21 protein-coding genes and 1 riboswitch are annotated in these 22,733 nt (G+C 72.9%); of the genes, 11 read left to right on the top strand and 10 right to left on the bottom strand.

Annotated elements, in window-relative coordinates; genetic code table 11:
- A complete protein-coding gene (locus OG432_RS26180; protein ID WP_443058459.1) occupies positions 1-513 on the bottom strand; it encodes a septum formation initiator in 513 nt (170 codons plus the stop codon).
- Entirely contained in the window at positions 510-1,415 is a 906-nt protein-coding gene (gene rsmH, locus OG432_RS26175; protein ID WP_443058458.1) for a 16S rRNA (cytosine(1402)-N(4))-methyltransferase RsmH, read from the bottom strand. Before rsmH ends, OG432_RS26180 begins: the two co-directional genes overlap by 4 nt.
- Positions 1,416-1,892: 477 nt before the next feature.
- On the opposite strand from rsmH, the gene OG432_RS26170 reads away from it, so the two are divergent.
- The 4 genes from OG432_RS26170 (at position 1,893) to OG432_RS26155 (ending at position 7,461) form a co-directional block, all read left to right on the top strand.
- On the top strand, positions 1,893-2,459 hold the full coding sequence (locus OG432_RS26170; RefSeq protein WP_328313416.1) for a beta-class carbonic anhydrase: 567 nt from the start codon (positions 1,893-1,895) through the stop codon (positions 2,457-2,459).
- 201 nt (positions 2,460-2,660) lie between these two features.
- A complete protein-coding gene (locus tag OG432_RS26165; protein ID WP_328313415.1) occupies positions 2,661-3,671 on the top strand; it encodes an AAA family ATPase in 1,011 nt (336 codons plus the stop codon).
- A complete protein-coding gene (locus OG432_RS26160) occupies positions 3,671-5,038 on the top strand; it encodes a DUF58 domain-containing protein (protein WP_328313414.1) in 1,368 nt (455 codons plus the stop codon). The genes OG432_RS26165 and OG432_RS26160 overlap by 1 nt, the downstream gene beginning before the upstream one ends.
- Positions 5,035-7,461 (top strand): transglutaminaseTgpA domain-containing protein, encoded by a 2,427-nt coding sequence (locus tag OG432_RS26155; RefSeq protein ID WP_328313413.1) that lies wholly within the window; start codon positions 5,035-5,037, stop codon positions 7,459-7,461. The genes OG432_RS26160 and OG432_RS26155 overlap by 4 nt, the downstream gene beginning before the upstream one ends.
- 339 nt (positions 7,462-7,800) lie before the next feature.
- On the opposite strand, the gene OG432_RS26150 is transcribed toward OG432_RS26155, so the two are convergent.
- From OG432_RS26150 to OG432_RS26140, 3 genes are all read right to left on the bottom strand, one after another.
- The gene (locus OG432_RS26150) at positions 7,801-8,187 is read right to left on the bottom strand and encodes a DUF3040 domain-containing protein (protein WP_328313412.1); all 387 of its coding nucleotides are present in this window, start codon (positions 8,185-8,187) and stop codon (positions 7,801-7,803) included.
- 276 nt (positions 8,188-8,463) lie between these two features.
- Positions 8,464-9,222, bottom strand: coding sequence for a class I SAM-dependent methyltransferase (locus tag OG432_RS26145; protein WP_328313411.1), 759 nt, complete (start codon positions 9,220-9,222; stop codon positions 8,464-8,466).
- 222 nt (positions 9,223-9,444) lie between these two features.
- Positions 9,445-10,020: an SAV_6107 family HEPN domain-containing protein gene (locus OG432_RS26140; protein ID WP_328313410.1), complete on the bottom strand. Its 576-nt coding sequence runs from the start codon at positions 10,018-10,020 to the stop codon at positions 9,445-9,447.
- 198 nt (positions 10,021-10,218) lie between these two features.
- Here OG432_RS26140 and OG432_RS26135 point away from each other — a divergent pair, with 198 nt between their 5' ends.
- The 5 genes from OG432_RS26135 (at position 10,219) to OG432_RS26115 (ending at position 16,330) form a co-directional block, all read left to right on the top strand.
- Positions 10,219-11,022, top strand: coding sequence for an ATP-binding cassette domain-containing protein (locus OG432_RS26135; RefSeq protein ID WP_328313409.1), 804 nt, complete (start codon positions 10,219-10,221; stop codon positions 11,020-11,022).
- Complete coding sequence (locus tag OG432_RS26130) at positions 10,994-13,078, top strand: YhgE/Pip domain-containing protein (RefSeq protein WP_328313408.1); 2,085 nt, start codon at positions 10,994-10,996, stop codon at positions 13,076-13,078. The genes OG432_RS26135 and OG432_RS26130 overlap by 29 nt, the downstream gene beginning before the upstream one ends.
- Before the next feature lie 38 nt (positions 13,079-13,116).
- Positions 13,117-13,725 carry a TetR/AcrR family transcriptional regulator gene (locus OG432_RS26125; RefSeq protein ID WP_328313407.1) on the top strand — a complete coding sequence of 203 codons (609 nt, stop codon included), beginning with the start codon at positions 13,117-13,119 and terminating at the stop codon, positions 13,723-13,725.
- 444 nt (positions 13,726-14,169) lie between these two features.
- On the top strand, positions 14,170-14,787 hold the full coding sequence (locus OG432_RS26120; RefSeq protein ID WP_328313406.1) for a DUF4126 domain-containing protein: 618 nt from the start codon (positions 14,170-14,172) through the stop codon (positions 14,785-14,787).
- Positions 14,788-14,818: 31 nt separating this feature from the next.
- Positions 14,819-16,330, top strand: coding sequence for a phytoene desaturase family protein (locus OG432_RS26115; RefSeq protein WP_328313405.1), 1,512 nt, complete (start codon positions 14,819-14,821; stop codon positions 16,328-16,330).
- Positions 16,331-16,444: 114 nt separating this feature from the next.
- Here the strand turns inward: OG432_RS26115 and OG432_RS26110 are convergent, their stop codons facing one another.
- From OG432_RS26110 to OG432_RS26090, 5 genes are all read right to left on the bottom strand, one after another.
- Positions 16,445-17,380 carry a hypothetical protein gene (locus OG432_RS26110; protein ID WP_328313404.1) on the bottom strand — a complete coding sequence of 312 codons (936 nt, stop codon included), beginning with the start codon at positions 17,378-17,380 and terminating at the stop codon, positions 16,445-16,447.
- 61 nt (positions 17,381-17,441) lie between these two features.
- Positions 17,442-18,359, bottom strand: coding sequence for a methylenetetrahydrofolate reductase [NAD(P)H] (metF, locus tag OG432_RS26105; RefSeq protein ID WP_328313403.1), 918 nt, complete (start codon positions 18,357-18,359; stop codon positions 17,442-17,444).
- Between the two features lie 139 nt (positions 18,360-18,498).
- Positions 18,499-19,149: a thiamine phosphate synthase gene (thiE, locus tag OG432_RS26100; RefSeq protein ID WP_328313402.1), complete on the bottom strand. Its 651-nt coding sequence runs from the start codon at positions 19,147-19,149 to the stop codon at positions 18,499-18,501.
- Between the two features lie 169 nt (positions 19,150-19,318).
- A complete protein-coding gene (locus OG432_RS26095) occupies positions 19,319-19,684 on the bottom strand; it encodes an Rv2175c family DNA-binding protein (protein ID WP_328313401.1) in 366 nt (121 codons plus the stop codon).
- Positions 19,685-19,856: 172 nt separating this feature from the next.
- Positions 19,857-21,080, bottom strand: coding sequence for an NAD(P)/FAD-dependent oxidoreductase (locus OG432_RS26090; protein ID WP_443058457.1), 1,224 nt, complete (start codon positions 21,078-21,080; stop codon positions 19,857-19,859).
- Between the two features lie 163 nt (positions 21,081-21,243).
- Positions 21,244-21,356, top strand: a riboswitch (TPP riboswitch).
- Here OG432_RS26090 and thiO point away from each other — a divergent pair.
- Together thiO and thiS are read left to right on the top strand one after the other, a co-directional pair.
- Entirely contained in the window at positions 21,354-22,535 is a 1,182-nt protein-coding gene (thiO, locus tag OG432_RS26085) for a glycine oxidase ThiO (protein ID WP_328313400.1), read from the top strand. Its footprint overlaps the riboswitch before it by 3 nt.
- The gene (gene thiS / locus OG432_RS26080; RefSeq protein WP_328313399.1) at positions 22,532-22,732 is read left to right on the top strand and encodes a sulfur carrier protein ThiS; all 201 of its coding nucleotides are present in this window, start codon (positions 22,532-22,534) and stop codon (positions 22,730-22,732) included. The genes thiO and thiS overlap by 4 nt, the downstream gene beginning before the upstream one ends.
- Position 22,733 lies beyond the last annotated feature (1 nt).

Here is a 22,733-nt window from a genome sequence, read left to right as displayed (position 1 = left end):
TCACCTGCCGGGAGTCGGGGAGGTCTTCGCGGGCTTGTGGGGCCGGGCGGCCGGGGTGTGGTGCTTGGGCTGGGGCGCGGGAGCCTGGTTCTGCTGGGCCGCGGGCAGCGGTGACGGTTCGGCCGCCTCGGCCGGCGAGGGCTCGCCCGCGGGGGTGGGAACGCCCTTGACGGTGCCGTCGGGGCCGAGGAAGACGGGGTTGCCGCCGGGGACCATGCCGAGGTCGCCGGCCCGGCGGGACAGCGCGTCGGGGGCGGACAGGTCGTCGACGTCCCGCTGGAGCGCCTGCTGCTCGTCGGTGAGTTCGGTGGTCTGTCTGCGGTATTCGCTGAGCTTGAACGAGCCCGCGTTCAGGGCGGAGTTCAGCACCAGGAGGGTGATGAGCCCGCCGCCGAGCAACGCGACGACGAGCAGCACGAACGGGGTGCGGGCGGCGCTGTTGGGCCCCTGCGCCGGCATCAGCCTGCCGAGCCGAGCGGCCGTGCCGCGCAGCTGCCTGGCCGGTTTGCTCACACGTCCTCCCTGATCCGCTGGGCCCCTCGGAGCCGGGCGGGGGCCGCGCGCCGGTTCTCGGCGACCTCCTCCTCCGTGGGGAGTTCGGCGCCGCGGGTGAGGAGCTTGAGCCGCGGCTGGTAACGCTCGGGCACCACCGGCAGCCCGGGTGGTGCGGTGTTGGCGGCGCCGGCCGCGAACACCTGCTTGACGATGCGGTCTTCCAGCGACTGGTAGGAGAGCACCGCGACGCGGCCGCCGACCGCGATGGCCCCGACGGCGGCGGGGATCGCCCGCTCCACGCTGGCGAGTTCGCCGTTGACCTCGATGCGCAGCGCCTGGAAGGTGCGCTTGGAGGGGTTGCCGCCGGTGCGCTTGGCGGCCTGCGGCAGCGAGTCGCGGATCAGTTCGACGAGCCGGGCGCTGTTGGTGAACGGCTCCTTCTCGCGCTCGCGCACGATCGCCGAGACGATCCGCTTGGCCTGCTTCTCCTCGCCGTACAGCCGCAGGATCCGCACGAGTTCTCCGGCCGGGTAGGTGTTGAGCACCTCGGCGGCGCTCATGCCGGTCGACTGGTCCATGCGCATGTCCAGGGGCGCGTCCTGGGCGTAGGCGAAGCCGCGGTCGGCCTCGTCGAGCTGCATCGAGGAGACGCCGAGGTCGAACAGGACGCCCTGGACGCGCGGGATGCCGAGACGTTCGAGGACCTCGGGGAGTTCGTCGTAGACGGCGTGGACCAGGGTGGCGCGCTCCCCGAAGGGGGCGAGGCGCTCGCCGGACAGGCGCAGGGCTTCCTTGTCGCGGTCGAGGGCGATCAGGCGCGCCTCGGGGAACTGGGTGAGCAGGGCCTCGCTGTGGCCGCCGAGGCCGAGGGTGCAGTCGACGACGACCGCACCCGGCTCGGTCAGGGCCGGGGCCAACATGTCCAAGCATCGCTGGAGCATCACCGGGACGTGTCGCTGGCTCAAAGCCGCCCTCTCAAGGATCCGGCGCGCCGCCGCGCATACGGGCCGGGCCGCACCGCTCCGCCGTGGTGGCGGACCGCTGGCGCCGGTGAAGGGGCGTCAGCCGACCGGAGGGCGGGAGGAGGCCGAGCCGTACGTGCGCCGCGCACGCGGGTAAACGTATGGTCCGGGAGGCCGTGCTTCCCGGAAGCGTGGAGTTGCGCAAGGGAGGTCGCGCGTAGGGGGAGACCGTGCGTCACGCCTCCCACTTCGCGCCACTTTAGTCCACTCGTCCTTGCGGTCAATCAACCCTCCAGCGCGCCGCCGAGCACTTTTTTCACTCGTCCGGGTGAGTTCACATGAGGCCTGTGGGGTACCTCACAGGTGCCCGAGTTGACGCTCTTTTTCCGCCCGCAGGGCGCGACCGGGAGATCTGCGGCGGCTACCGTCGTATACATGTCGACTCCTGCGCACATACCCGCAGAGCCTCCCGCCCCCCGCCCGCACCTCACCGTCCGCGGCGGCGGCACGGTGACCGACCGGCTGGTCGAGGCGAACCGGCAGTACGCCGCCGCCTTCGGCAACCCCGGCATGGATGCCCGCCCCGTCCTCCGCGTCGCCGTCGTGGCCTGCATGGACGCCCGGCTCGACCTGCACGCCGCCCTCGGGCTCGAACTCGGCGACTGCCACACCATCCGCAACGCGGGCGGCGTGGTCACCGACGACGTGATCCGCTCCCTCACCATCAGCCAGCGCGCCCTCGGGACCACCAGCGTCATGCTGGTGCACCACACGGGCTGCGGCATGGAGTCGCTCACCGAGGAGTTCCGCCATGACCTGGAGGCCGAGGTGGGCCAGCGGCCGGCCTGGGCCGTGGAGTCGTTCCGCGACGCCGACCAGGACGTACGCCAGTCGATGCGGCGGGTGCGGACCTCGCCGTTCCTGCCGCACGTCGACGACGTGCGCGGCTTCGTCTTCGATGTGACGACGGGCCTGCTGAGGGAGATCGACCCGGCCGACTGAGCGTCCCAGGAACGGAAATAGGGGGACAACTCACCATGAATCCCCCTCGGTTGTCCACAGGCGAGTGACACGACGCGGCAACGGCAACAAGAATGCGGATGTGACATCGGACCGAACCGTTCGGCCGTGGTGTCCGTATGTCGGGGTGGGCCGGGCCGTTTGCTGTGCATCGGCCCGTATGAAAGGGCCGAGGAGGGCCGGGTGACGACCTATGACGATCGAGCGAGCCTCAACGATCTGACCGCCACAGCGGAGCGAGTCCGCGAGTCGGTGGAAAGCGTGATCGAGGGCAAGCCCGAGGTCGTACGGCTTTCGCTGACCGTACTGCTCGCGGAAGGGCATCTCCTCATCGAGGACGTGCCCGGCGTGGGCAAGACCATGCTGGCCAAGACACTGGCCAGGTCCATCGACTGTTCGGTGCGGCGCATCCAGTTCACGCCGGACCTGCTGCCGTCGGACATCACCGGTGTGTCGATCTACGACCAGCAGCGGCGGGACTTCGAGTTCAAGCCGGGTGCGATCTTCGCGCAGATCGTGATCGGCGACGAGATCAACCGCGCCTCGCCCAAGACGCAGTCCGCGCTCCTGGAGTCCATGGAGGAGCGGCAGGTCACCATCGACGGGCAGACCTACGAACTGCCCAGCCCCTTCATGGTGGTCGCCACCCAGAACCCGGTGGAGATGGAGGGCACCTATCCCCTCCCCGAGGCCCAGCGCGACCGGTTCATGGCCCGGGTGTCGATGGGCTATCCGACGCCCGAGGCCGAGCTCAAGATGCTCGACGTGCACGGCGCCGTCTCCCCGCTCGACGACCTCCAGCCGGTGGCACACGCCCACGACATCGTGAAGCTGATCGACGCGGTTCGCGGCGTGCACGTGGCCGACGCGGTGCGGCGGTACGCGGTGCAGCTGGTCGGCGCGACGCGCAGCCACCCGGACCTCAGACTCGGCGCCTCGCCGCGCGCCACGCTCCATCTGCTGCGCGCGGCGAAGGCGTCCGCCGCCCTGAGCGGCCGGGAGTACGCGCTGCCCGACGACGTCCAGGCGCTCGCCGTGGCCGTCCTCGCCCACCGGCTGCTGCCCACCGCACAGGCCCAGCTCAACCGGCGCACCGCCGAGCAGGTCGTCCTGGAAATCCTCCAGCACACGCCCGTTCCGCAGGCCGGGAATCCGCTGTACGGCCGGCAGCCGCCCGGCGCCCGGCGGCTGTGATGGCGGCCGGGGAGGTCCCCGCCGAGTCCGCCGACGAGCAGGCCAAGGGCGGCCCGTGGGCCGCCCTTTCCGGCCTGACCACCCGCGGCCGCTCCTTCCTCGCGGCCGGCGTGGCCGCCGCGATCTGCGCCTTCGTGCTCGGCCAGGAGGACCTGCTGCGGGTCGGGCTGCTGCTCGCGGTGCTTCCGGTGGTCTGCACGGTGGTGCTCTACCGCACGCGCTACCGCGTGGCCGGCAGCCGCCGGCTCTCCCCCGGCCGGGTCCCCGCCGGCTCCGAGGCCCGCGTCCAGCTGCGGATCGACAACATCTCCCGGCTGCCCACCGGGCTGCTCATGCTCCAGGACCGGGTGCCGTACGTGCTCGGGCCGCGCCCGCGCTTCGTGCTCGACCGCGTCGAGGCCGGCGGCAAGCGCGAGGTGTCCTACCGGGTCCGCTCCGACCTGCGCGGCCGCTATCCGCTGGGGCCGCTCCAGCTGCGCCTCACCGACCCGTTCGGGATGTGCGAGCTGACCCGCGCCTTCAGCGCGTACGACACGCTCACCGTCATCCCGCGGACCGAACCGCTGCCGCCGGTGCGGCTCTCCGGCGAGGCCGCCGGGTACGGCGACGGGCGGCACCGCTCGCTCGCGCTCGCCGGCGAGGACGACGTCATTCCGCGCGGCTACCGGCACGGCGACGACCTGCGCCGGGTGCACTGGCGCTCCACCGCGCGCTACGGCGAGCTGATGGTGCGCCGCGAGGAGCAGCCGCAGCGGGCCAGGTGCACCGTGCTGCTCGACACCCGGGGCATCGCCTACGCGGGCGCCGGTCCCGACTCGGCCTTCGAGTGGGCGGTCTCGGGTGCGGCATCCGCCCTGACGCACATGCTCGAACGGGGCTTCTCCGTCCGGCTGTTGACCGACACCGGCACATCGGTTCCGGGCGAGGGCTCGGGCGGTTTCGCCGGCTCGGGCCAGGACTCGTCGGACGCGGCGGGGCTGATGATGGACACCCTCGCGGTGGTCGACCACTCCGACGGCGGCGGTCTTTCCCGCGCGTACGACGTACTGCGCGGCGGCAACGAAGGGCTGCTCGTCGGCTTCTTCGGCGACCTCGACGAGGAACAGGCGGCGATCGCGGCGAAGATGCGGCGGCGCAGCGGCGCGGCCGTCGCCTTCGTGCTCGACAGCGGTGAGTGGACGCACGGCGCGCCGGAGTCCGGCCCGGTGGAGGAGTCGCTGCGGCTGCTGCGCGAGGGCGGGTGGACGGCGCTCGCGGTACGGCCGGGCACCGCCCTGTCCGAGCTGTGGCGCCTGGCGGGTCGGGAACGTACGAACGCGGGAGCGGCGCCCGGTGGCGCGGCCGGCACGGCAGGGGGATGGTCATGAGCGGGCGCGGACGGCTGGCGCTGTGCGCCTACGCGGCCACGGTGATGGCGTCGTGCTCGATGCTGCCGCTGGTCGACCCGGCGCTCTGGATCGTCCAGGCCGCCTTCCTGATGGCGATCGTGAGCGGGGTCGGAGCGCTGGCGCGGCGGGTGCCGCTGGCCCGGCCGCTCACCGTGCTCGCCCAGGCGGTGGTGGCGCTCCTGACGCTGACGCTGGTGTTCGCGCGGCAGCAGGCGATCGTCGGAGTGCTGCCGGGGCCCGACGCATTCGTCCAGCTCAACGCCCTGCTCCAGCAGGGTGCTTCGGATGTCGGGCAGTACGCGATACCGGCACCGGCGACCCCGGGCATCCGCCTGATGATGGTCGGCGGGGTGCTGCTCATCGGGCTCGCGGTGGACGCGCTCGCGGTGACGTTCCGCAGCGCCGCGCCGGCCGGGCTGCCGCTGCTCGCGCTGTACTCGGTGGCCGCCGGGCTCTCCCCGGGCGGCGCGAGCTGGCTCTGGTTCGTGATCGCGGCCGCCGGCTATCTGCTGCTGCTGCTCGCCGAGGGACGCGACCGGCTGTCGCAGTGGGGGCGGGTCTTCAGCGGCTCGGCGCGTCCTGGCCGGGTCAAGGAGGGCATGTTCGAGAACACGGCCCCGCTGGCCCCGGTCCGTACGGGACGGCGCATCGGGGCGCTCGCGCTCGGCATCGCGCTGGTGATCCCGGCGATGCTGCCCGCTCTCGACAGCGGGCTGCTCGGCCCCGGTGCGAACGGCGAGGGCGGCGACGGGGTCGGCGGGACCATCTCCGCGGTCAACCCGCTGGTGTCGCTGCAGAACAGCCTCAACCAGCCCGAGGACCGCGAGGTGATGCGGTACAACACCAACGCGCAGGACACCCAGGAGATGTATCTGCGGATCGTCGCGCTCGACGAGTTCGACGGCTCCTCCTGGAAGTCCTCGGAGCGTCACATCAAGGACGTGCCCGATCCGCTGCCCCCGCCGGACGGCCTGAGCGCCGCGGTCGGCACCACCGAAGTCCAGACCAGTGTCTCGGCGGCCGGCTGGTACGCGCAGAGCTGGCTGCCGATGCCGTTCCCCGCGACCCAGGTGAAGATCAAGGGCGACTGGCGGTACGAGCCGGTGGGCCGGACGCTGGTGGGCGACCGCAAGCAGACGACCCGGGGCGCGCAGTACACCGTCTCCAGCCTTCTGGTGCGCCCGACGGCCGCCCAGTTGGCCCAGGCGGCGGCGCCGCCCGCGAGCCTCGTCAAGGAGTACACCCGCGTCCCGGACTCGCTGCCGTCGGTGGTGGGCGCAACGGCGCGGCAGGTCACGAGCGGCGCCGCCAACAATTACGAGCGGGCGGTCAAGCTCCAGGACTGGTTCTCCACCAGCGGCGGCTTCACCTACAACACGCACGTCTCGTCGGGCAGCGGCACCGAGGCGATAGCCAACTTCCTCAGGGAGAAGCAGGGGTTCTGCGTCCACTTCTCCTTCTCGATGGCCGCGATGGCCCGCACCCTGGGCATCCCCGCCCGGGTCGCGGTGGGCTTCACTCCCGGTGAGCCGCGCTCGGACGGCACGATGTCGGTGGGGCTGCGCGACGCGCACGCCTGGCCCGAGCTGTACTTCGAGGGCGTGGGCTGGACGCGCTTCGAGCCGACGCCGACGCGGGGCAGCGCCCCCGACTACACCCGGCAGGAAACCCCCGCCGGCACCCCGAGCGGCCCGGCCCAGCCGGCCAGGAGCGCCTCGGCCGAGCCCTCGGCGGCGCCCTCCGCCGCCGACTCCTGCCCGCCGAGCGCACGGCGCCTGGGCGACTGCGGCCCGAGCGCGGCGGCGACCGCGACGAGCCCGCAGGACAGCGGCCCGTCCGCCCCCGCCCTCATCGGTACGGTCCTGGGCGTGGCCGCGCTGCTCGTGCTGCCCCTGCTGCCGCTGCTGTGGCGCAGGAGGATCCGGGCCAGGCGGCTCGGCTCGGGCGGCCGCACCCCGGCCGACGCGGTGGCCCGCACGCTGGCCGCCTGGCAGGAGATCACCGACACGGCCTGGGACCACGGCATCCCGCCCGACGAGTCGCTGACGCCCCGCAAGGCGGCGACCCGGGTGATCCTCCTCGGCCGCCTCACCGGAGCGGCCGCCGCATCGGTCCAGCGGGCGGCGGGCGCGGTGGAGCAGGTGCTGTACGCCCCGGACCCGCGGCCGACGCCGGGCCTTGCGGACGACGTGGCCCGCGTGACGGCAGGGCTGCGCGCGGCAGCGACGCGGTGGGAGACCCTGCGAGCGATTGTCGCGCCTCGCTCAGCTGTCCGGGTGATCTGGACGGTGGCGCGCCGCTGGGGCCGGGTGAGGGAGGGGGTGGCGTGGCGGGTCCGCGCACTTGGCTCACGCCTACGACCCCGCCACCGCACGTCTCCCCCACCGAAACCGTCCCCCTGACCCGGGGGGACAGCCCGCGCGGTTCCCCGCGCCCCTCAGCTACTCGGTGCCGGCCAGCATGAGCCACCTCAGCCCGTCATGCGGGTCGTCCCCCTGGCCCTTGAGGCCTCGGGAGAGATGGAGGACGAGCGCCCTTCGGGCGCGATACCGCGACAGGGGGTCTGGGGCGGAGCCGCAGGGAACCCAGGCCTTCGGGTGCGGACCGTGCGTGGCTGAGCGCGCAGTTCCCCGCGCCCCTGTCGAGGTTGACCTTGGCGGGGTGCCCGAGCGGGGGTACGCCCAGGGGCGGCCACCTGGAGATGGTGGCCGCCCCTGTGGTTCAGGTCGGAACGGGGCGGGCTAGCGCCCCTCGTCGCGGCGCCGCTGCCACCGCTGCTCGATCCGGTCCATGACGGACCGCCGCTGCCGGGCCTGCCGGGGCGCGGCAGAACCACCACGGGCCTGTTCACCGGGCCGCGGCGCCTTGCGCCAGCCGGTCACCGCGAGCACCGCACATCCGAGCATGACGAGGAACCCCACCACACTGATCCAGATCTGCTGCGCGACCATTCCTGCCATGAGGAGCGCGATACCCACCAGAAAGCCGACGACCGCCTGGTAGACCCGTCGCCGGGTGTACGTACGCAGCCCGCTTCCCTCAAGCGCTGTCGCGAACTTGGGATCTTCGGCGTACAGCGCTCGCTCCATCTGCTCGAGCATGCGCTGCTCGTGCTCCGAGAGCGGCACGGAGTCCTCCTACTCGTCGGTCGCGGGGGGCGACCGGATGCGGCCCCTTCAGGATAGGCAGGGAATCGCCCCCGTGAAACCCGCCCTCTACGCCAATTCACCAGCCGGGCCGCCACGGCGGCTCGGCTGTGGAGATTCAATTCCCCAAGAGTCGATCCGTCATGCCGGACGGTGTCCCCCGATCATACGGGGCGAAGCCGCCGATCGGGGGGCCTGGGGCGTACTCCATGCGGCACAGCGCCGCTGATCAGCCTGCCGCGGAGGGCCGGCACGACGTCAGCCGCGCTTCTCGCCCAGTACGTGCAGCTGGGTGGCGACCGCGTGGAAGGCGGGCAGCTCGGCGGCCGCGGCCTCCAGCTTGAGGAGCGCGTCGAGGGCTCCGGGCTCGGTGTCCACCAGGACGCCGGGGACCAGGTCCGCGAAGACCCGCACGCCGTGCACCGCCCCGGCACTGGCCCCGGCCGCCCCGACGAGGTCGATGAGCTGCTCCGCGGTGAACCGGTGCGGGACCGGGTCGCCCTCGCCCCAGCGGCCGGCCGGGTCGGAGAGTGCGTGCCGGGCCTCGGTGAAGTGTCCGGCGAGGGCGCGCGAGAGCACCGCGCCGCCGAGCCCCGCGGCGAGCAGGCTGAGCGCGCCTTCGGGGCGCAGCGCGTCCACCGCGTTGCGTACGCCCTCCGCCGGGTCCTCGACGTACTCCAGGACGCCGTGGCACAGCACCGCGTCGTAGCCGCCGCGCTCGACCACGTCGAAGAGGCCGAGCACATCGCCCTGGACGCCCTGCACCCGCTCGGCCACCCCGGCTTCGGCTGCCCTGCGCTCCAGCGCGAACAGCGCGTTGGGGCTGGGGTCGACGACGGTGACGCGGTGGCCGAGGGCGGCCAGCGGCACCGCGAAGTTGCCGGAGCCGCCACCGGTGTCCAGGACGTCGAGGGCCTCGCGCCCGGTCGCCTTGACCCGGCGGTCGAGCGCTTCCTTGAGGACCTCCCAGACCACGGCGGTACGAAGGGAGGCGCGGGGGCGCATGGGGTCCGACACGGCAGTTGACTCCTTGGCGCGGTGCCGCCGCGGACGCGGCGTGGGAAGGGTGAAGACCCGTCCACCCTATTGCCTCCCCGGTCCGTGCCCGGTCCGTCCCCGATCAACCGCGAGCCGCCACGACCGGCCCGCGCCGGCCCCCTGGACGGGACCCCGAACGCTCCCGCGACAGACCCCTCTGCGGCCCCTGGACGGACCCACGACGAACCCGGTCGGCACGCCTCAGCCCGACCCCTGTTCCCCCGCCCCCCGTTCCCTCGCCCCTTGCTCCGCCGACCCCTCCGGTTCGCCGGGCCTCGGCTGGGGCAGCACCGGCTGGAGGACGAGCAGGCGCTCGACCAGGCGCAGGAACATCGCCGCGTCGCGGAGCAGATCGTCCGCGTCCCGCCGGGTGGCCGCGCCCCGGATGCCGGCTTCGGCGCGGGCACGCCGGTCCGCCCCCGAGGCGAACAGGGCGCTCCACTCCGTCAGTTCGGGCGCTATCTCCGGCAACACCTCCCAGGCACTGCGGATTCGCTGCCGCCGGCGCGGGCTGGTCTCGGGGCGGCCGCGGGCGGCGAGGACGGCGGCCGCGGTGCGCAGGGCGGCCAGATGGGCCGTGGCGTACCGCTCGTTGGGGGCGTCGAGGGCTGCCGCCTCGTCGAGGCCCCCGCGCGCCTGGGCGAGCAGATCGAGAGCCGCGGGCGGTGCGCCGGCCCGGCGCAGGACGGGGTGGACGTCGTTCGCGGCACCGTTCAGTGAGGGGACAGGGCTGCTTGCGCGGCGCCGGGGTACAGCTGCTGCGTGGGAGCTGGCCATGACGAACCTCCTGTCGTCTGTGACGGCACTGTGGCCGTATGTGCCCATCGTGAGGGGCACCACTGACAATTACCCCGAATCCGCCCTCTGACCTGCTGCTTTGCCTGAGGTAGCAGGTACGGCTATCTTTTGCACTGACCAGTCAGTTTAAAAATGGGCCGGCGATCCGGTCCGGGGGACGCGAGAGCAGGGGGGAATGTGGACAGCCCGCACTCGAAAGTGACCGGCACGGCGACCGGCGCCGGAGCGACCGGCGCGGCGATCCGCGCCGAGGGCTTCGGACTCAAGGGGCCGCGCGGCTGGGCCTTCCGGGGCATCGGCGTCGACGCGGCCCCCGGCTCGCTCGTCGCGGTCACGGGCCCCTCCGGATCCGGCCGGACCTGCCTGCTGCTCGCCCTCACCGGCCGCATGAAGCCCGCCGAGGGCCGGGCGCGGGTGGGCGAGCACCAGCTGCCCCGCAAGATGGCCGCCGTGCGACGGATCAGCGCGCTCGGCCAGGTGCCCGGGGTCAGCGAACTCGACCCCGCCCTCACCGTCGCCGAGCACCTGCGTGAGCGCGTGATGCTCACCCGCCGCTACGACGGCTCCCTCCGCGCACTGGTGCGCTCCCCCGCGCGGCGCAGGGCCGAGTCCCGCGCCCTGATCGACGAGGCGCTCGCCGCGGCAGGGTTCGATCTCGCCTCCCTGCCCAAGCGGGACCGCACCTCCGTACGGGATCTGGAGCGCCTGGAGGCGCTGCGGCTCACGGTGGCCCTCGCGATGATCCAGCGGCCGCGGCTCCTGGCGGTGGACGACACCGACATGAAGCTGTCGGACGCCGAACGCGCCGCCGCCTGGGCGCTGCTGCGCCGCGTGGCCGACGGCGGCACGACCGTGCTCGCCGTGTGCAGCGAAGCGCCCGACGAGGCCGACACCACCGTGACGACACACACCGGCGCCGACGGCGGGGCCACGAGCGAGGAGGGGGCGGCCGATGCGTTCGCCACGACTGGCAGCGCTTGAGCTGAAGCGGTTCGGCAGGGGGCGGATGCCACGGGCCGCCCTGGTCGCGCTGCTCCTGCTGCCGCTGCTGTACGGCGCGCTGTACCTGTGCTCGTTCTGGGACCCCTACGGCCGGCTCGACCGGATCCCGGTGGCGCTGGTCAACGACGACAAGGGCGCCGAGGCCGCCGGGCAGAAACTCCACGCCGGTGACGACCTCAGCGCGAAGCTGCGGGACAGCAAGACCTTCGCATGGCACGAGGTCAGCGACACCGAGGCGCGCGAAGGCCTGGAGAAGGGCACGTACTACCTGTCCCTGACCATGCCCGCCGACTTCAGCGAGAGGATCGCGTCCAGCTCCGGGAACTCCCCCGAGACGGGCGCTCTCCAGGTGCGCACCAACGACGCCAACAACTACATCGTCGGCTCGATCTCCCGCTCGGTCTTCTCCGAGGTGCGCGCCGCCGCCTCCAGCAAGGCGTCACGCTCCTTCCTCGACAAGATCTTCATCTCGTTCGGCGACCTCCACGACCAGACCGAGAAGGCCGCCAAGGGGGCGGGCGACCTCAAGGACGGCCTCGGCAAGGCCAAGGACGGCTCCAAGCAACTGGCCGACGGGCTCAAGGACGCCAAGGACGGCAGCGGCAAGCTGGCCGGCGGGATCTCCAAGCTCGACACCGGCGCGGGCACCCTGGCCGGCGGCGCCCAGCAGGTGGCCGACGGCACCCAGCAACTCGCGGACCAGGTCAACGGGGTGGCCGGACAGGTGCGTCCGTACCTCAAGGACAACGGCAAGACCGTGGGGGACGCGGCGAAGCTGCTCGCGGACTCCATCCAGCCGGTACGCGACCAGCTCACGCACATCATCGACCTCGCGCCCGCCGCCGCGGCCGGCACCCGCAAGGCTTCCCAGGACCTCGACACGCTCTACCAGCAGCTCTGTGTGGACACGTCCACCGAGGGCCAGGTCTGTCCGAAGCTGAAGGAGGCCAAGAAGGCGATGGCCACTGGCGCGACCCTTACCGCGGACGTCAACAACCTCGTCAAGGACCAGGGGGGTGACTTCAAGAAGCTCGACAAGAGCCTCGAAGACCTCCAGACCAAGGCCCGGAGCCTGGCCGCGAAGGCGCCGCACCTCTCCAGCGACCTGGACAAGCAGGTCGCCGACGTCAACAAGCTCAACAAGGGCGCGCACGACGTCGCCAAGGGTGCGGCCGCCATTCACACGGGCCTCGGCACCGCCAAGACGGGCTCCACCGACCTCGACACGGGCATCGGCAAGCTGAAGACGGGCGCGGGCGCGCTCGACGGCGGCATCGTCAAGCTCTCCGACGGGTCGGTCCAGCTGTCGAACGGCCTGCACGAGGGCGTGGACAAGATCCCGGACTACGACAAGCAGCAGCGCGACCAGCGCACCGGGGTGATGGCCGACCCGGTCAAGCTGGCCTCGCAGGCGATGCACAAGGCGCCCAACTACGGCACCGGCTTCGCCCCGTACTTCATCCCGCTCTCCCTGTGGGTGGGCGCGATGGTGGCGTACATGCTGATCGCGCCGCTCAACCGGCGCGCGCTCGCCGCCGGCGCCTCGGCCTGGCGGATCGCGTTCGCCGGCTGGCTGCCGGTCGCGGCGGTCGGGGTGCTCCAGGTCGCCGCGCTGATGTCGGTGCTGCACTTCGGGCTCGGGCTCGAAATGCAGCGCACCGCCGGCACACTGGGCTATCTGGTCCTGACGACCTGTTGCTTCGCGGCGATCGTGCAGTGGCTGAACGCCAAGTTCGGCGCGGCCGGACGCATCCTCGTCCTCGCCGTCCTGATGCTCCAGCTGACGTCGGCGGGCGGCACCTACCCCGTGCAGACCAGCCCGGCCTTCTTCGGCGCCATCCACCCCTATCTGCCGATGAGTTACGTCGTGGACGGCCTGCGCAGGCTGATCACCGGCGGCGACCTGGGCGTGGTGTGGCAGGGCTGTGCGGTCCTCGCGGCGTTCACCGCGGGCGCCCTCGCGCTGACCGCGCTGTCCGCCCGGCACAAGCAGGTGTGGTCGCTCGACCGGCTGCACCCCGAACTGAGCCTGTGAGAGCGGCGAGAGCGGTGAGACCTGTGAGAATCGACGCCATGGAGAGCAGCAGCACCAGACGGCAGGCGACCCGGCAGAAGCTGTACGAGGCCGCCGTGACGCTCATCGCCGAGCAGGGCTTCTCGGCCACCACGGTGGACGAGATCGCCGAGCGGGCCGGGGTCGCCAAGGGCACGGTCTACTACAACTTCAAGAGCAAGACCGAGCTCTTCGAGGAGCTGCTGCGCCACGGCGTGGGTCTGCTGACCTCGTCCTTGCAGGCGGCGGCGGACGAGACCGACGAGCGGGGCGGAACCAAGATCGAGGCCCTGGACGCGATGATCCGGGCCGGCCTGGGCTTCATCCACCGCTACCCGGCCTTCACCCAGCTGTACGTCGCCGAGCTGTGGCGCACCAACCGCGCCTGGCAGTCGACCCTGCTCGTGGTGCGTCAGGAGGCGGTGGCCGTCGTGGAGGGGGTGCTCCGGGACGCGGTGGCGGCGGGCGAACTGAGCGAGGAGATCGACATCCCGCTCACGGCCGCGGCCCTGGTCGGCATGGTCCTGGTGGCCGCGCTCGACTGGCAGGCCTTCCAGAGCGAGCGCTCCCTCGACGACGTCCACGCGGCGCTGTCACGACTGCTCCACGGCCGCGTGGGCGGCCGCTGACACCACGCGGCGCCGCCGTGAGAAGCACGCCGGGCCGGCGCGGCTCAGTCCCCCCTGAACCGCGCCGGCCCGGCGCTTCCCCCGTACGTCCCCCGGGTACCCCCCGTACCCCGTCACGTCAGGGGAGCCGCGCCGGTTCCGCCGCCCCGTGCCGGCGGTACCGGCGCCGCGCCCCTTCCGTGGCCTCAACCATCCCTTCTCCGCAGGTGGGAACCCATCCGTGCGGGTACTCATCTAGCGATCTGAGTACGCGTACTCAGACATCCGCTCACGCCCTCAGCCCCGGGCCGCCGTCGCCGTTCGTGACATGCGACGTCCACTTCCGCTGACGGCCCGGTATCCGTCCCGGCGGGCATGCCTCGTGCGGCATGATCAGGTGCCCCATGTCGACGGGGCGCCGCCCGCACGATCAGTCGAGCCACGAGCCCACGCACAGGAGCCCGTATGCAGGTACTCCCCCTCGTCTTCACCAGCGGCTGGGCCAGTGGGATCAATGCCTACGCCGTGGTGCTGCTGCTCGGGATCTTCGGGGCGACCGGGCTCACCGACGACGTGCCGGAGGCGTTGCAGCGGCCCGATGTGCTGATCGTCGCCGGGGTGCTGTTCCTCTGCGAGGCGGTCGCGGACAAGATTCCGTACGTCGACTCCGTCTGGGACTCCGTGCACACGGTGATCCGGCCGATCGCCGGCGCGGTCGTGGGGGCGCTGCTCGCCGGCCAGAACGGTTCGCTGCCGGACCTCGCGGCGGGCGCCGTGGGCGGGTCGACGGCGTTGGTGAGTCATCTGGTGAAGGCCGGGACGCGGATGGCGGTGAACACCTCGCCCGAGCCGTTCAGCAACATCGCGCTGAGCACGGCGGAGGATCTGGGCGTCGCCGGGATCATAAGTTTCGCGATCTTCCATCCGGTCGCGGCGGCCGTGATCGCGGGCACGCTGCTCGTGCTCGGCGTCGTGATACTGGTCGTGCTGTGGCGCAGGATCCGCCGTTTCCGGCGGCGCAGGGCGCAGCGCCGGGAGGAGAAGCGGCTGGCCGCGGCCGGGGTGGTGCGGCCGCCGGAGTGAGGTGTCAGTGGCGGCGGATAAAGTCGCTGACATGGCACGGATTGTGGTGATCGGCGCCGGCGCGGGCGCCATGGCGGCTGCCGCCCGGCTGGCCGTGGCAGGCCACCGGGTGACGGTGTACGAGCGCGCGTCGACCTACGGCGGCGCCCTCGGGCGGTTCGAGCGGGACGGGTTCGTCTTCGACACCGGCCCAGCGCTGCTGCGGCTGCCCGCCGTCTACCGCGACCTGTTCGTGAAGACCGGCAAGGAGCCGCTGGAGAGTCTCGTGGAGCTCGCCCCGGTGGACCCGGCCTCGCGCCACCTCTTCGCCGACGGCAGCGAGGTATCGCTGCCCAATGCCTCGCGCGCCGGAGTGGTTTCCGCGCTGGACGAGGCCCTGGGCGGGGACGCGGGCGAGCGCTGGGGCGCGTTCCTCGGCCGGGCCAGGGAGACCTGGGACCGCACACGCCGGCCACTGCTCGAAGAGCCCCTGTGGCCCAACTGGCAGACCCTGGCCCGCGAGCCCTACCCCGCCCTGAAGCAGCGCCGCCTGCTGCGGTCGCCGCGCCGGGCCGTCACGCTCGGCGAGGTCGCCGCCCGGGAGCTGGGGGGCGGGCGGCTCGGCGCGCTCCTGGAGAGCTACGCGTTGGAGTACGGCCTGGCCCCGGGCACGGCCCCGGCCGCCGCGGCCGTGCTGCCCTACATGGAGCAGACCTTCGGCAGTTGGTACGTGCGCGGCGGCATGCGGGAGCTGGCGCGCGCGGTGTACGAGCGCTGTCTGGCGCGGAAGGTCGAGTTCGTCTTCGACGCCGAGGTGACGCTGGTGCGGGAGAAGGACGGCCGGGCCGCCGGGATCGAGCTGGCGGACGGCACGGTCGTGGAGGCGGACCAGGTGGTGTGCGGCGCGGACCCGCGCGGCCTCCAACGGATGCTGTTCGGCCGGGAGTTGTGGGCGCCGGACACGGTCGGCCCCGGCGCCGAGGCCCGGCCGAGCCGGTTCACGGTGCTGCTCGCGCTGCGCGGCGGGCGCCCCTCGGACACGGCGCACCGCACGGTGGTGCACGCGCCGGACGCCGCGGCCGAGGCCCGCGCGGCCTTCGCCGGCCCGCACACCGCGCCGCCCACGGTCACGGTCCTGCGCCCCGACGATCCGTCGGTGCGGCCCGACGACGATCACGAGGCGGTGACCCTGACGGCGACCGTCGCACCGCACGGCCCGGTCGACTGGACGGAGAAGGCGCTGACCGGGCGGTACGCGGACGAGCTGATCGGGGCCGCCGCACGGGCCGTGCCCGGTCTGCGGGAGCGCGTGCTGTGGCAGGAGGTCCGCACCCCGCTGCACGTGGCGCGGGCCACCGGCGCGGAGGGTGGCTCGGTGCCGGCGCCCTCGCTGGCCGGCGGGCAGGCCGCTTTCCTGCACCCCGCCAACACCACCGGCCTGCCGGGGCTTCATCTGGCGGGCGGCTGGGCCCACCCGGGCGGCGGGCTCGCCTACGCGGGAATGTCCGGCGCGCTGGTGGCCGGGCTGATCGTCGAGGGGGAGGACTTCCGGGGCTCGCAGTGAGCCCCGGGCGGCCCAACTGCCGTGCCCGCGCTCCAACTGCCGCGCGCACGGCCCAACTGCGGTGCGCGCCGGGCGCGGTGGGGGTGCTCGGGGCCGGGAGGCCCTGGTAAGTCCCTAGTAGCGGTAGTTCTGCTGCTCGGGCCGGTAGGGCGGCGGATCCGGGTGGGCCGGGTCGTACACGTGATGCGGCTGGTTCGGGTCGTACGGCTGCGGGGGTTGCTGGGCCTGCTGCTGCTCGTACGGGGCGTACGCCTGCTCACCGTCGCGCTGCTGCGGCACCCAGACGCCGCCCGGCGGGGTGTCCGTGCCGTACTGCGCGGTGAGCGGATCGGGGTAGGGCTGCGACTGCTGCCCGCCGAAGCTGTCGTAGTCGCTGTAGGTGCCGTATGCCTGGCCGCCGTTGCCGATGTACGGGTCGGAGTAGGCGGCGTACTGCTGCTGCCCGGCGCCGCTCTCGTCGTACTGCGGGGCGTAGGGATCGGCGTACGGGTCGGCATAGGGCTGCTGCGGGTCGAACGCGCCGTACTGGGGCTGGGCCTGCGTCTCGTTCTGCTGCTGCGGCGCCGGGTTGTAGATGCCGTACTGACCGGTCTCGTCGGGCATCGGCTGTGGCGAGTAGACCGAATCGCCGTGCGGCGCCCGGCCGTTGGAGCCGTCGGCGCCGTTGGGGTCGTCGGTCGCGTGGGGGTCGTCGGGCCCGGCACCGCCCTCGTACTGGAGGTCGGTGACTTCGAGGACCGGTTCGGCCGCGGGGGCCCCCTTGCGGGCCGCCCGGCGGCGGCGGCTCGCGCCCGGCCTGCCGCCCAGCGCCCAGCCGGTGGAGAAGCCGCGCCGGAAGGAGAGCGTCACGTACACCTGGCCGACGGCGAAGGCGATCGCGCCGACGATGATCACGAAGACCGACGACAGCATGACGCCGAGGACCACCCCGAGGAACCCGGTGAAGGCCAGCAGGCGCCAGCGCAGTCGCGCCTTGTACTGCAACAGCACTTCCCCGAGCAGCCACAGTGCGACGAACGCGAACGCGATGTAGAGGACCGTCCAGCCCATGTACGCCCCTCTTCTCCTGCCCCGGGTGCAGCTGTCCCCTGACCCGGGTACCGGTTTCCGGCTACGCCTGCTGGTGCAGACCGAGATTCTCGTAGATTTCGAGCGTCGCCGTGGAGTTGTTGAGGGTAATGAAGTGCAACCCGGGAACGCCATCGGCGAGCAGCCGTGAGCAGAACTCAGTGGCGAACTCGATGCCCATGGAGCGTACAGCGGCCGGATCGTCCTTGGCCGCCAGCATGCGGTCCCCGAGCTCCGCGGGGAAGACCGCGTTGCTGAGCTGGGGCAGCCGCTGCAACTGCTTCACGCTGGTCACGGGCATGACCTCGGGAATGATCGGGGTCTCGCAGCCGGCCGCCGCGACCCGGTCGCGCAGGCGCGCGTAGTTCGCGGGCTCGAAGAACATCTGCGTGATCGCGTAGTCGGCGCCCGCGCGGCACTTGTCCACGAAGTTACGGATGTCCGAGTCCCAGTCGACGGAGCGGGGATGCATCTCGGGGAAGGCGGCCACCCCGACGCAGAAGTCGCCGGACTCCCGGATGAGCGAGACCAGTTCGGCCGCGTACGTCACGCCCTGGGGGTGCGGGACCCACTCCCCCATCGGGTCGTCCTTCGGGTCGCCGCGCACCGCGAGGATGTTGCGGATTCCCGCGTCGGCGTACTGGCCCACCGCGTGGCGGAGTTCGGCGATCGAATGCCCGACGGCGGTGAGGTGGGCGACCGGGGTGAGGGTGGTGTCCTCGGTGATCTGCTGGGTGGCCTCGACGGTGCCGGTACGGGTGGTCCCGCCGGCGCCGTACGTCACGGAGACGAAGTCGGGGGCGACGGCCTCGACCCGGCGCAGCGCGTTCCAGAGGTTCCGTTCGCCCTTCTCGGTTTTGGGCGCGTAGAACTCGAAGGAGTACGTGGTCTCGCCGGTAGCGAGCATGTCGCGCACGGTGCGTGCGCGATCAGTCCTGGTGGAAGCGGTGCCAAGGGCCATACTTGCAGGTTAGCCAGGGGTGGTCGGTCCCCCAACAGAACGGGGGTAAATTGTCCACATTGTCGGACTTCTGTCCACTCCTCGGACACGACCCGCCCCGAGGCCGTCCTCGGGGGAGGCCGGGGGCCGGGGGCCGGCTCTAGCCGAGCCGCTCCCTGACCCGCTTGGCCAGGTCGGCGGCGGCCGCCGCCGGATCGGCGGCCTCGGTGATCGCCCGTACGACGACGACGCGGTCGGCGCCCGCGTCCAGGACCTCGTCCAGGTTGCCCGCGTCGATCCCGCCGATCGCGAACCAGGGCCGGCCGGTGCCGAGCGAGGCGGTGTACCGCACCAGGTCGAGGCCCGGGGCGTGGCGGCCCGGCTTGGTGGGGGTGGGCCAGCAGGGGCCCGTGCAGAAGTAGTCGACGCCCGGCTCGGCGGCGGCCGCGGCGGCCTCCGTATCGGCGTGCGTGGAGCGGCCGATCAGCACCTCCGCGCCCAGGATCGCCCGAGCGGCGGGCACCGGCAGGTCGCCCTGGCCCAGGTGCAGCACGTCGGCGCCGACGGCGTGGGCCACGTCGGCCCGGTCGTTCACCGAGAGCAGCTTGCCGTGCCTGCGGCAGGCGTCCGCGAAGACGGCCAGGTGGTCCAGCTCTTCGGCGGCCTCCATGCCCTTGTCCCGCAGCTGCACGATGTCCACGCCCGAGGACAGGACGGCGTCCAGGAACTCGGGCAGGTCGCCCTGACGCCTGCGCGCGTCGGTGCACAGATAGAGCCGGGCGTCGGCGAGCTGCTCGCGGGCGGTGGGCATGGCTGGGTCCCCCGTGGGTCTGCGTATGCGCGTTCGTTGGCGTTTTTCGTTTCGGCCTTGGGCCTGGCCTTGGGCCTTCGGTCTTCGGCCGCGCCGCGCGGTGTACGGGCCGGCAGGACCGGACCGTACACCGCGGCTGGTCGGCGCTTGACGGGTGGGCTCGCTCGGCTCAGAGAGCGAGCGCCTGGGCGCGGCGCTTCACCTCCGTGCCGCGGTTCTCACTGAGGGCCTGCGCGGGGGTGCCGGGCAGGCTCGGATCCGGAGTGAACAGCCACTCCAGCATTTCCTCGTCGGAGAAGCCGTCGTCCCGCAGGAGCGTCAGGGTTCCGGCGAGCCCCTTGACCACCTTGTCGGTGTCGATGAAGGCAGCCGGTACCTGCAGGGTCCTGTTCTCACCTCGGCGCACGGCGACGAGCTGGCCCTCCTTGACCAGCTGCCGTACGCGCGTCACCTCCACGTCCAGCATCTCCGCGATGTCGGGGAGGTGGAGCCAGGCGGGGACGAGAGCATCAATCTTTGCGTCAATCTCGGTCACGGGACAAGCGTGCCACCTCCGACTGACAGTCGGTACCGGGGTGACCTTTCAGGGGCTCCGCCCCCGAACCCCCCGGCCCCTCCCGCCGCGGACCGTGCGTGGTCGCTCGCGCGGTTCCCCGACCCCTGCCGGGGCCGACCTCGGCAGGGTGCCCGGCGGGCCCGCGCCACCGCTACCGCAGCACCGTCGACTTCAGTGGAACCGAAGGCTCCGCCACCCTCGACGCATCGACCAACGCGCCCGACTCGATCAGCTTGCGGCCCTGGGCCACGTCCCGGGGCCGCCCCACCGCCAGCACCGCCACCAGCGCACCGCCCCGGAGCCAGCACACGGACCAGGGCGTCATGGAGGGGTCGCCGCGGTGGATCAGTTGATCGGCGCCCGCGTGGTGGCCCGCGTACTGGACGAAGCGGCCGAACTGCTCGGACCAGAAGTACGGCACCGGGTCGTAGTCGGTGGGGTCCTCGCCCACGATGTCGGCGGCGACCGTACGCGGACCCTGGAGCGCGTTGTCCCAGTGGTGGACGAGCAGGCGTTCGCCGAAGCGGGCCGAGGGGAAGGACACGCAGTCGCCGACCGCGTACACATCGGGCAGCGAGGTGCGCAGGCGGGCGTCCGCGGTGATCGCGCCCTCGGGGCCGAGCGCGATGTCCGAGCCGGTCAGCCAGCCCGTCGAGGGGCGGGCGCCGATGCCGATGACCACCGCGTCCGCGGGCAGCGCGCGGCCGTCGGCGAGCCGCACCTCGCCGGGTACGACCGCCTCGACCCGCGCGCCGGTGAGGAGTTCCGCGCCGGACTCCGCGTACCAGTCGGCCATGGGCGCGGCGACCTGTGCGGGCAGCACCCCGGCCAGCGGGCGGTCGGCGGCCTCCACGACGGTGACCTCGCATCCCGCGTCGCGCGCGGCCGTCGCGAACTCCGCGCCGATCCATCCCGCGCCCACGACCACGATCCGGTGGCGCTGGTCGAGGACCGGGCGCAGCCGCCGCGCGTCGTCGAGGGTGCGCAGGAGGTGGACGCCGGGCACCCCCCGGCTGCCGGGCAGGGTGAGCGGTTCGGCGCCGGTGGCGATGACCAGGGTGTCGTACCCCACCTCGCCCGCCTCGGTCACCACCCGGTGCTCGGCGGGCCGCACCCCGGTGACTTCGAGACCCAGGCGCAGGTCCACGCCGAGCGCGTCGAAGTCGACCTCGAAGGCCGAGCTCTCGGCCTTGCCGAGCAGGACCGCCTTGGACAGCGGCGGCCGGTCGTAGGGCTGGTGGGGTTCGGCACCGATGAGGGTGATGGCTCCGGTGAAGCCCTGTTCGCGCAGGGCCACCGCGGTCTGCACGCCGGCCATGCCCGCGCCGACGACGACCACGTGCCGCGCTTCGGATTGCGTCTGCTGTTCGCTCACCCGATCACCATAAGCAGCTGACTATTCGTCAGGTAAGGGGCCGGACCCGCCCGCACACCCCGCCGGCCCCGCCCGCACACCCCGCCGGACCCGCCCGCACACCCCCCGGGCACCCGGACGCTCCCTTACTGCGCGCTGGAGGCTCGGGCTATGGTGGCAGGCGTAAAGCACTCGCGGGAGCCCGGACGCACCGGGCTGAGAGGGAGGCTGGGCGGCCTCCGACCGTACGAACCTGATCCGGGTCATGCCGGCGAAGGGAGGGGCTGGACGCCCATGCGTTCTTCACACAGCGGATCCGCGAACGGGTCCGACGTCCTCGTGGTCGGGGGCGGCATCATCGGCCTCGTCACCGCGTGGCGGGCCGCCCAGCGCGGCCTGGCGGTCGTGCTCGTGGACCCCGAGCCGGGCGGCGGGGCCGCCCAGGTCGCGGCCGGGATGCTCGCCGCCGTCACCGAACTCCACTACGGCGAGCAGACCCTGCTCGCGCTCAACGTCGAGTCCGCCCGCCGCTATCCGGCCTTCGCGGCCGAGCTGAGCGAGACCACCGGGCTCGACACCGGTTACCGCGCCTGTGGCACGCTCGCCGTGGCGCTCGACTCCGACGACCGCGCGCACCTGCGGGATCTGCACGCGCTCCAGGTCCGCTGCGGCCTGGAGTCGGAGTGGCTCTCCGGGCGCGAGTGCCGCCGTCTGGAGCCGATGCTCGCACCGGGTGTGCGCGGCGGCCTCCGGGTGGACGGGGACCATCAGGTCGACCCCCGGCGCCTGGCCAAGGCCCTGGTCGCCGCCTGCACGGGGGCCGGGGTGCGGTTCGCGCACGGCTGGGCCGAGCGGCTCTCGGTGGTGCGGGAGCGAGCGGCCGGGGTCGTCCTCGCGGACGGCGCCACGCTCGCCGCCGACCAGGTCGTGCTCGCGGCCGGAAGCCTCAGCGGCAGGCTCGACGGCGTACCGGAGGAACTCCTTCCGCCCGTACGGCCCGTGAAGGGCCAGGTGCTGCGGCTCACCGTGCCGCCCGCGTACGCACCCTTCCTGTCCCGGACCGTGCGGGCGGTGGTGCGGGGCAGCGACGTCTATCTCGTACCGCGCGAGAACGGTGAGCTGGTCGTCGGCGCCACCAGCGAGGAACTCGGCTGGGACACCACGGTCACCGCGGGCGGGGTCTATCAACTGCTGCGCGACGCGCACGAGTTGGTGCCCGGAATCACCGAGCTTCCGCTCACCGAGACCCGGGCGGGACTGCGCCCCGCATCGCCCGACAACGCGCCCCTGCTCGGCCCGACCGCGCTGCCCGGCCTGCTGCTCGCCACCGGGCACTACCGCAACGGCGTGCTGCTCACCGCGGTCACCGGCGATGTCATGGCGCACGTGCTGACCACCGGCGAACTGCCCGACGCGGCACGCCCGTTCACCCCCCGCCGCTTCACCTCCGCACCTCGGGAGCTGACGACCGCATGACCATCTCCGTCAACGGCGAGCCCCGCGCGCTCGCCTCCGGGACCACCCTCGACGCCCTCGTCACCGCCCTCACCCCGTCCCGCTCCGGTGTCGCCGCCGCCGTCAACGAGGCGGTCGTACCCCGCAGCGCCTGGCCGACGACCACGCTCGACGACGGCGACCGTGTCGAGGTCCTCACCGCCGTGCAGGGGGGCTGAC

The organism is Streptomyces sp. NBC_00442, from assembly GCF_036014195.1.
GTDB lineage: Bacteria > Actinomycetota > Actinomycetes > Streptomycetales > Streptomycetaceae > Streptomyces.
The sequence above is the reverse complement of the archived record's forward strand: the minus strand, read 5'-3'. Positions and strand labels throughout refer to the sequence as shown.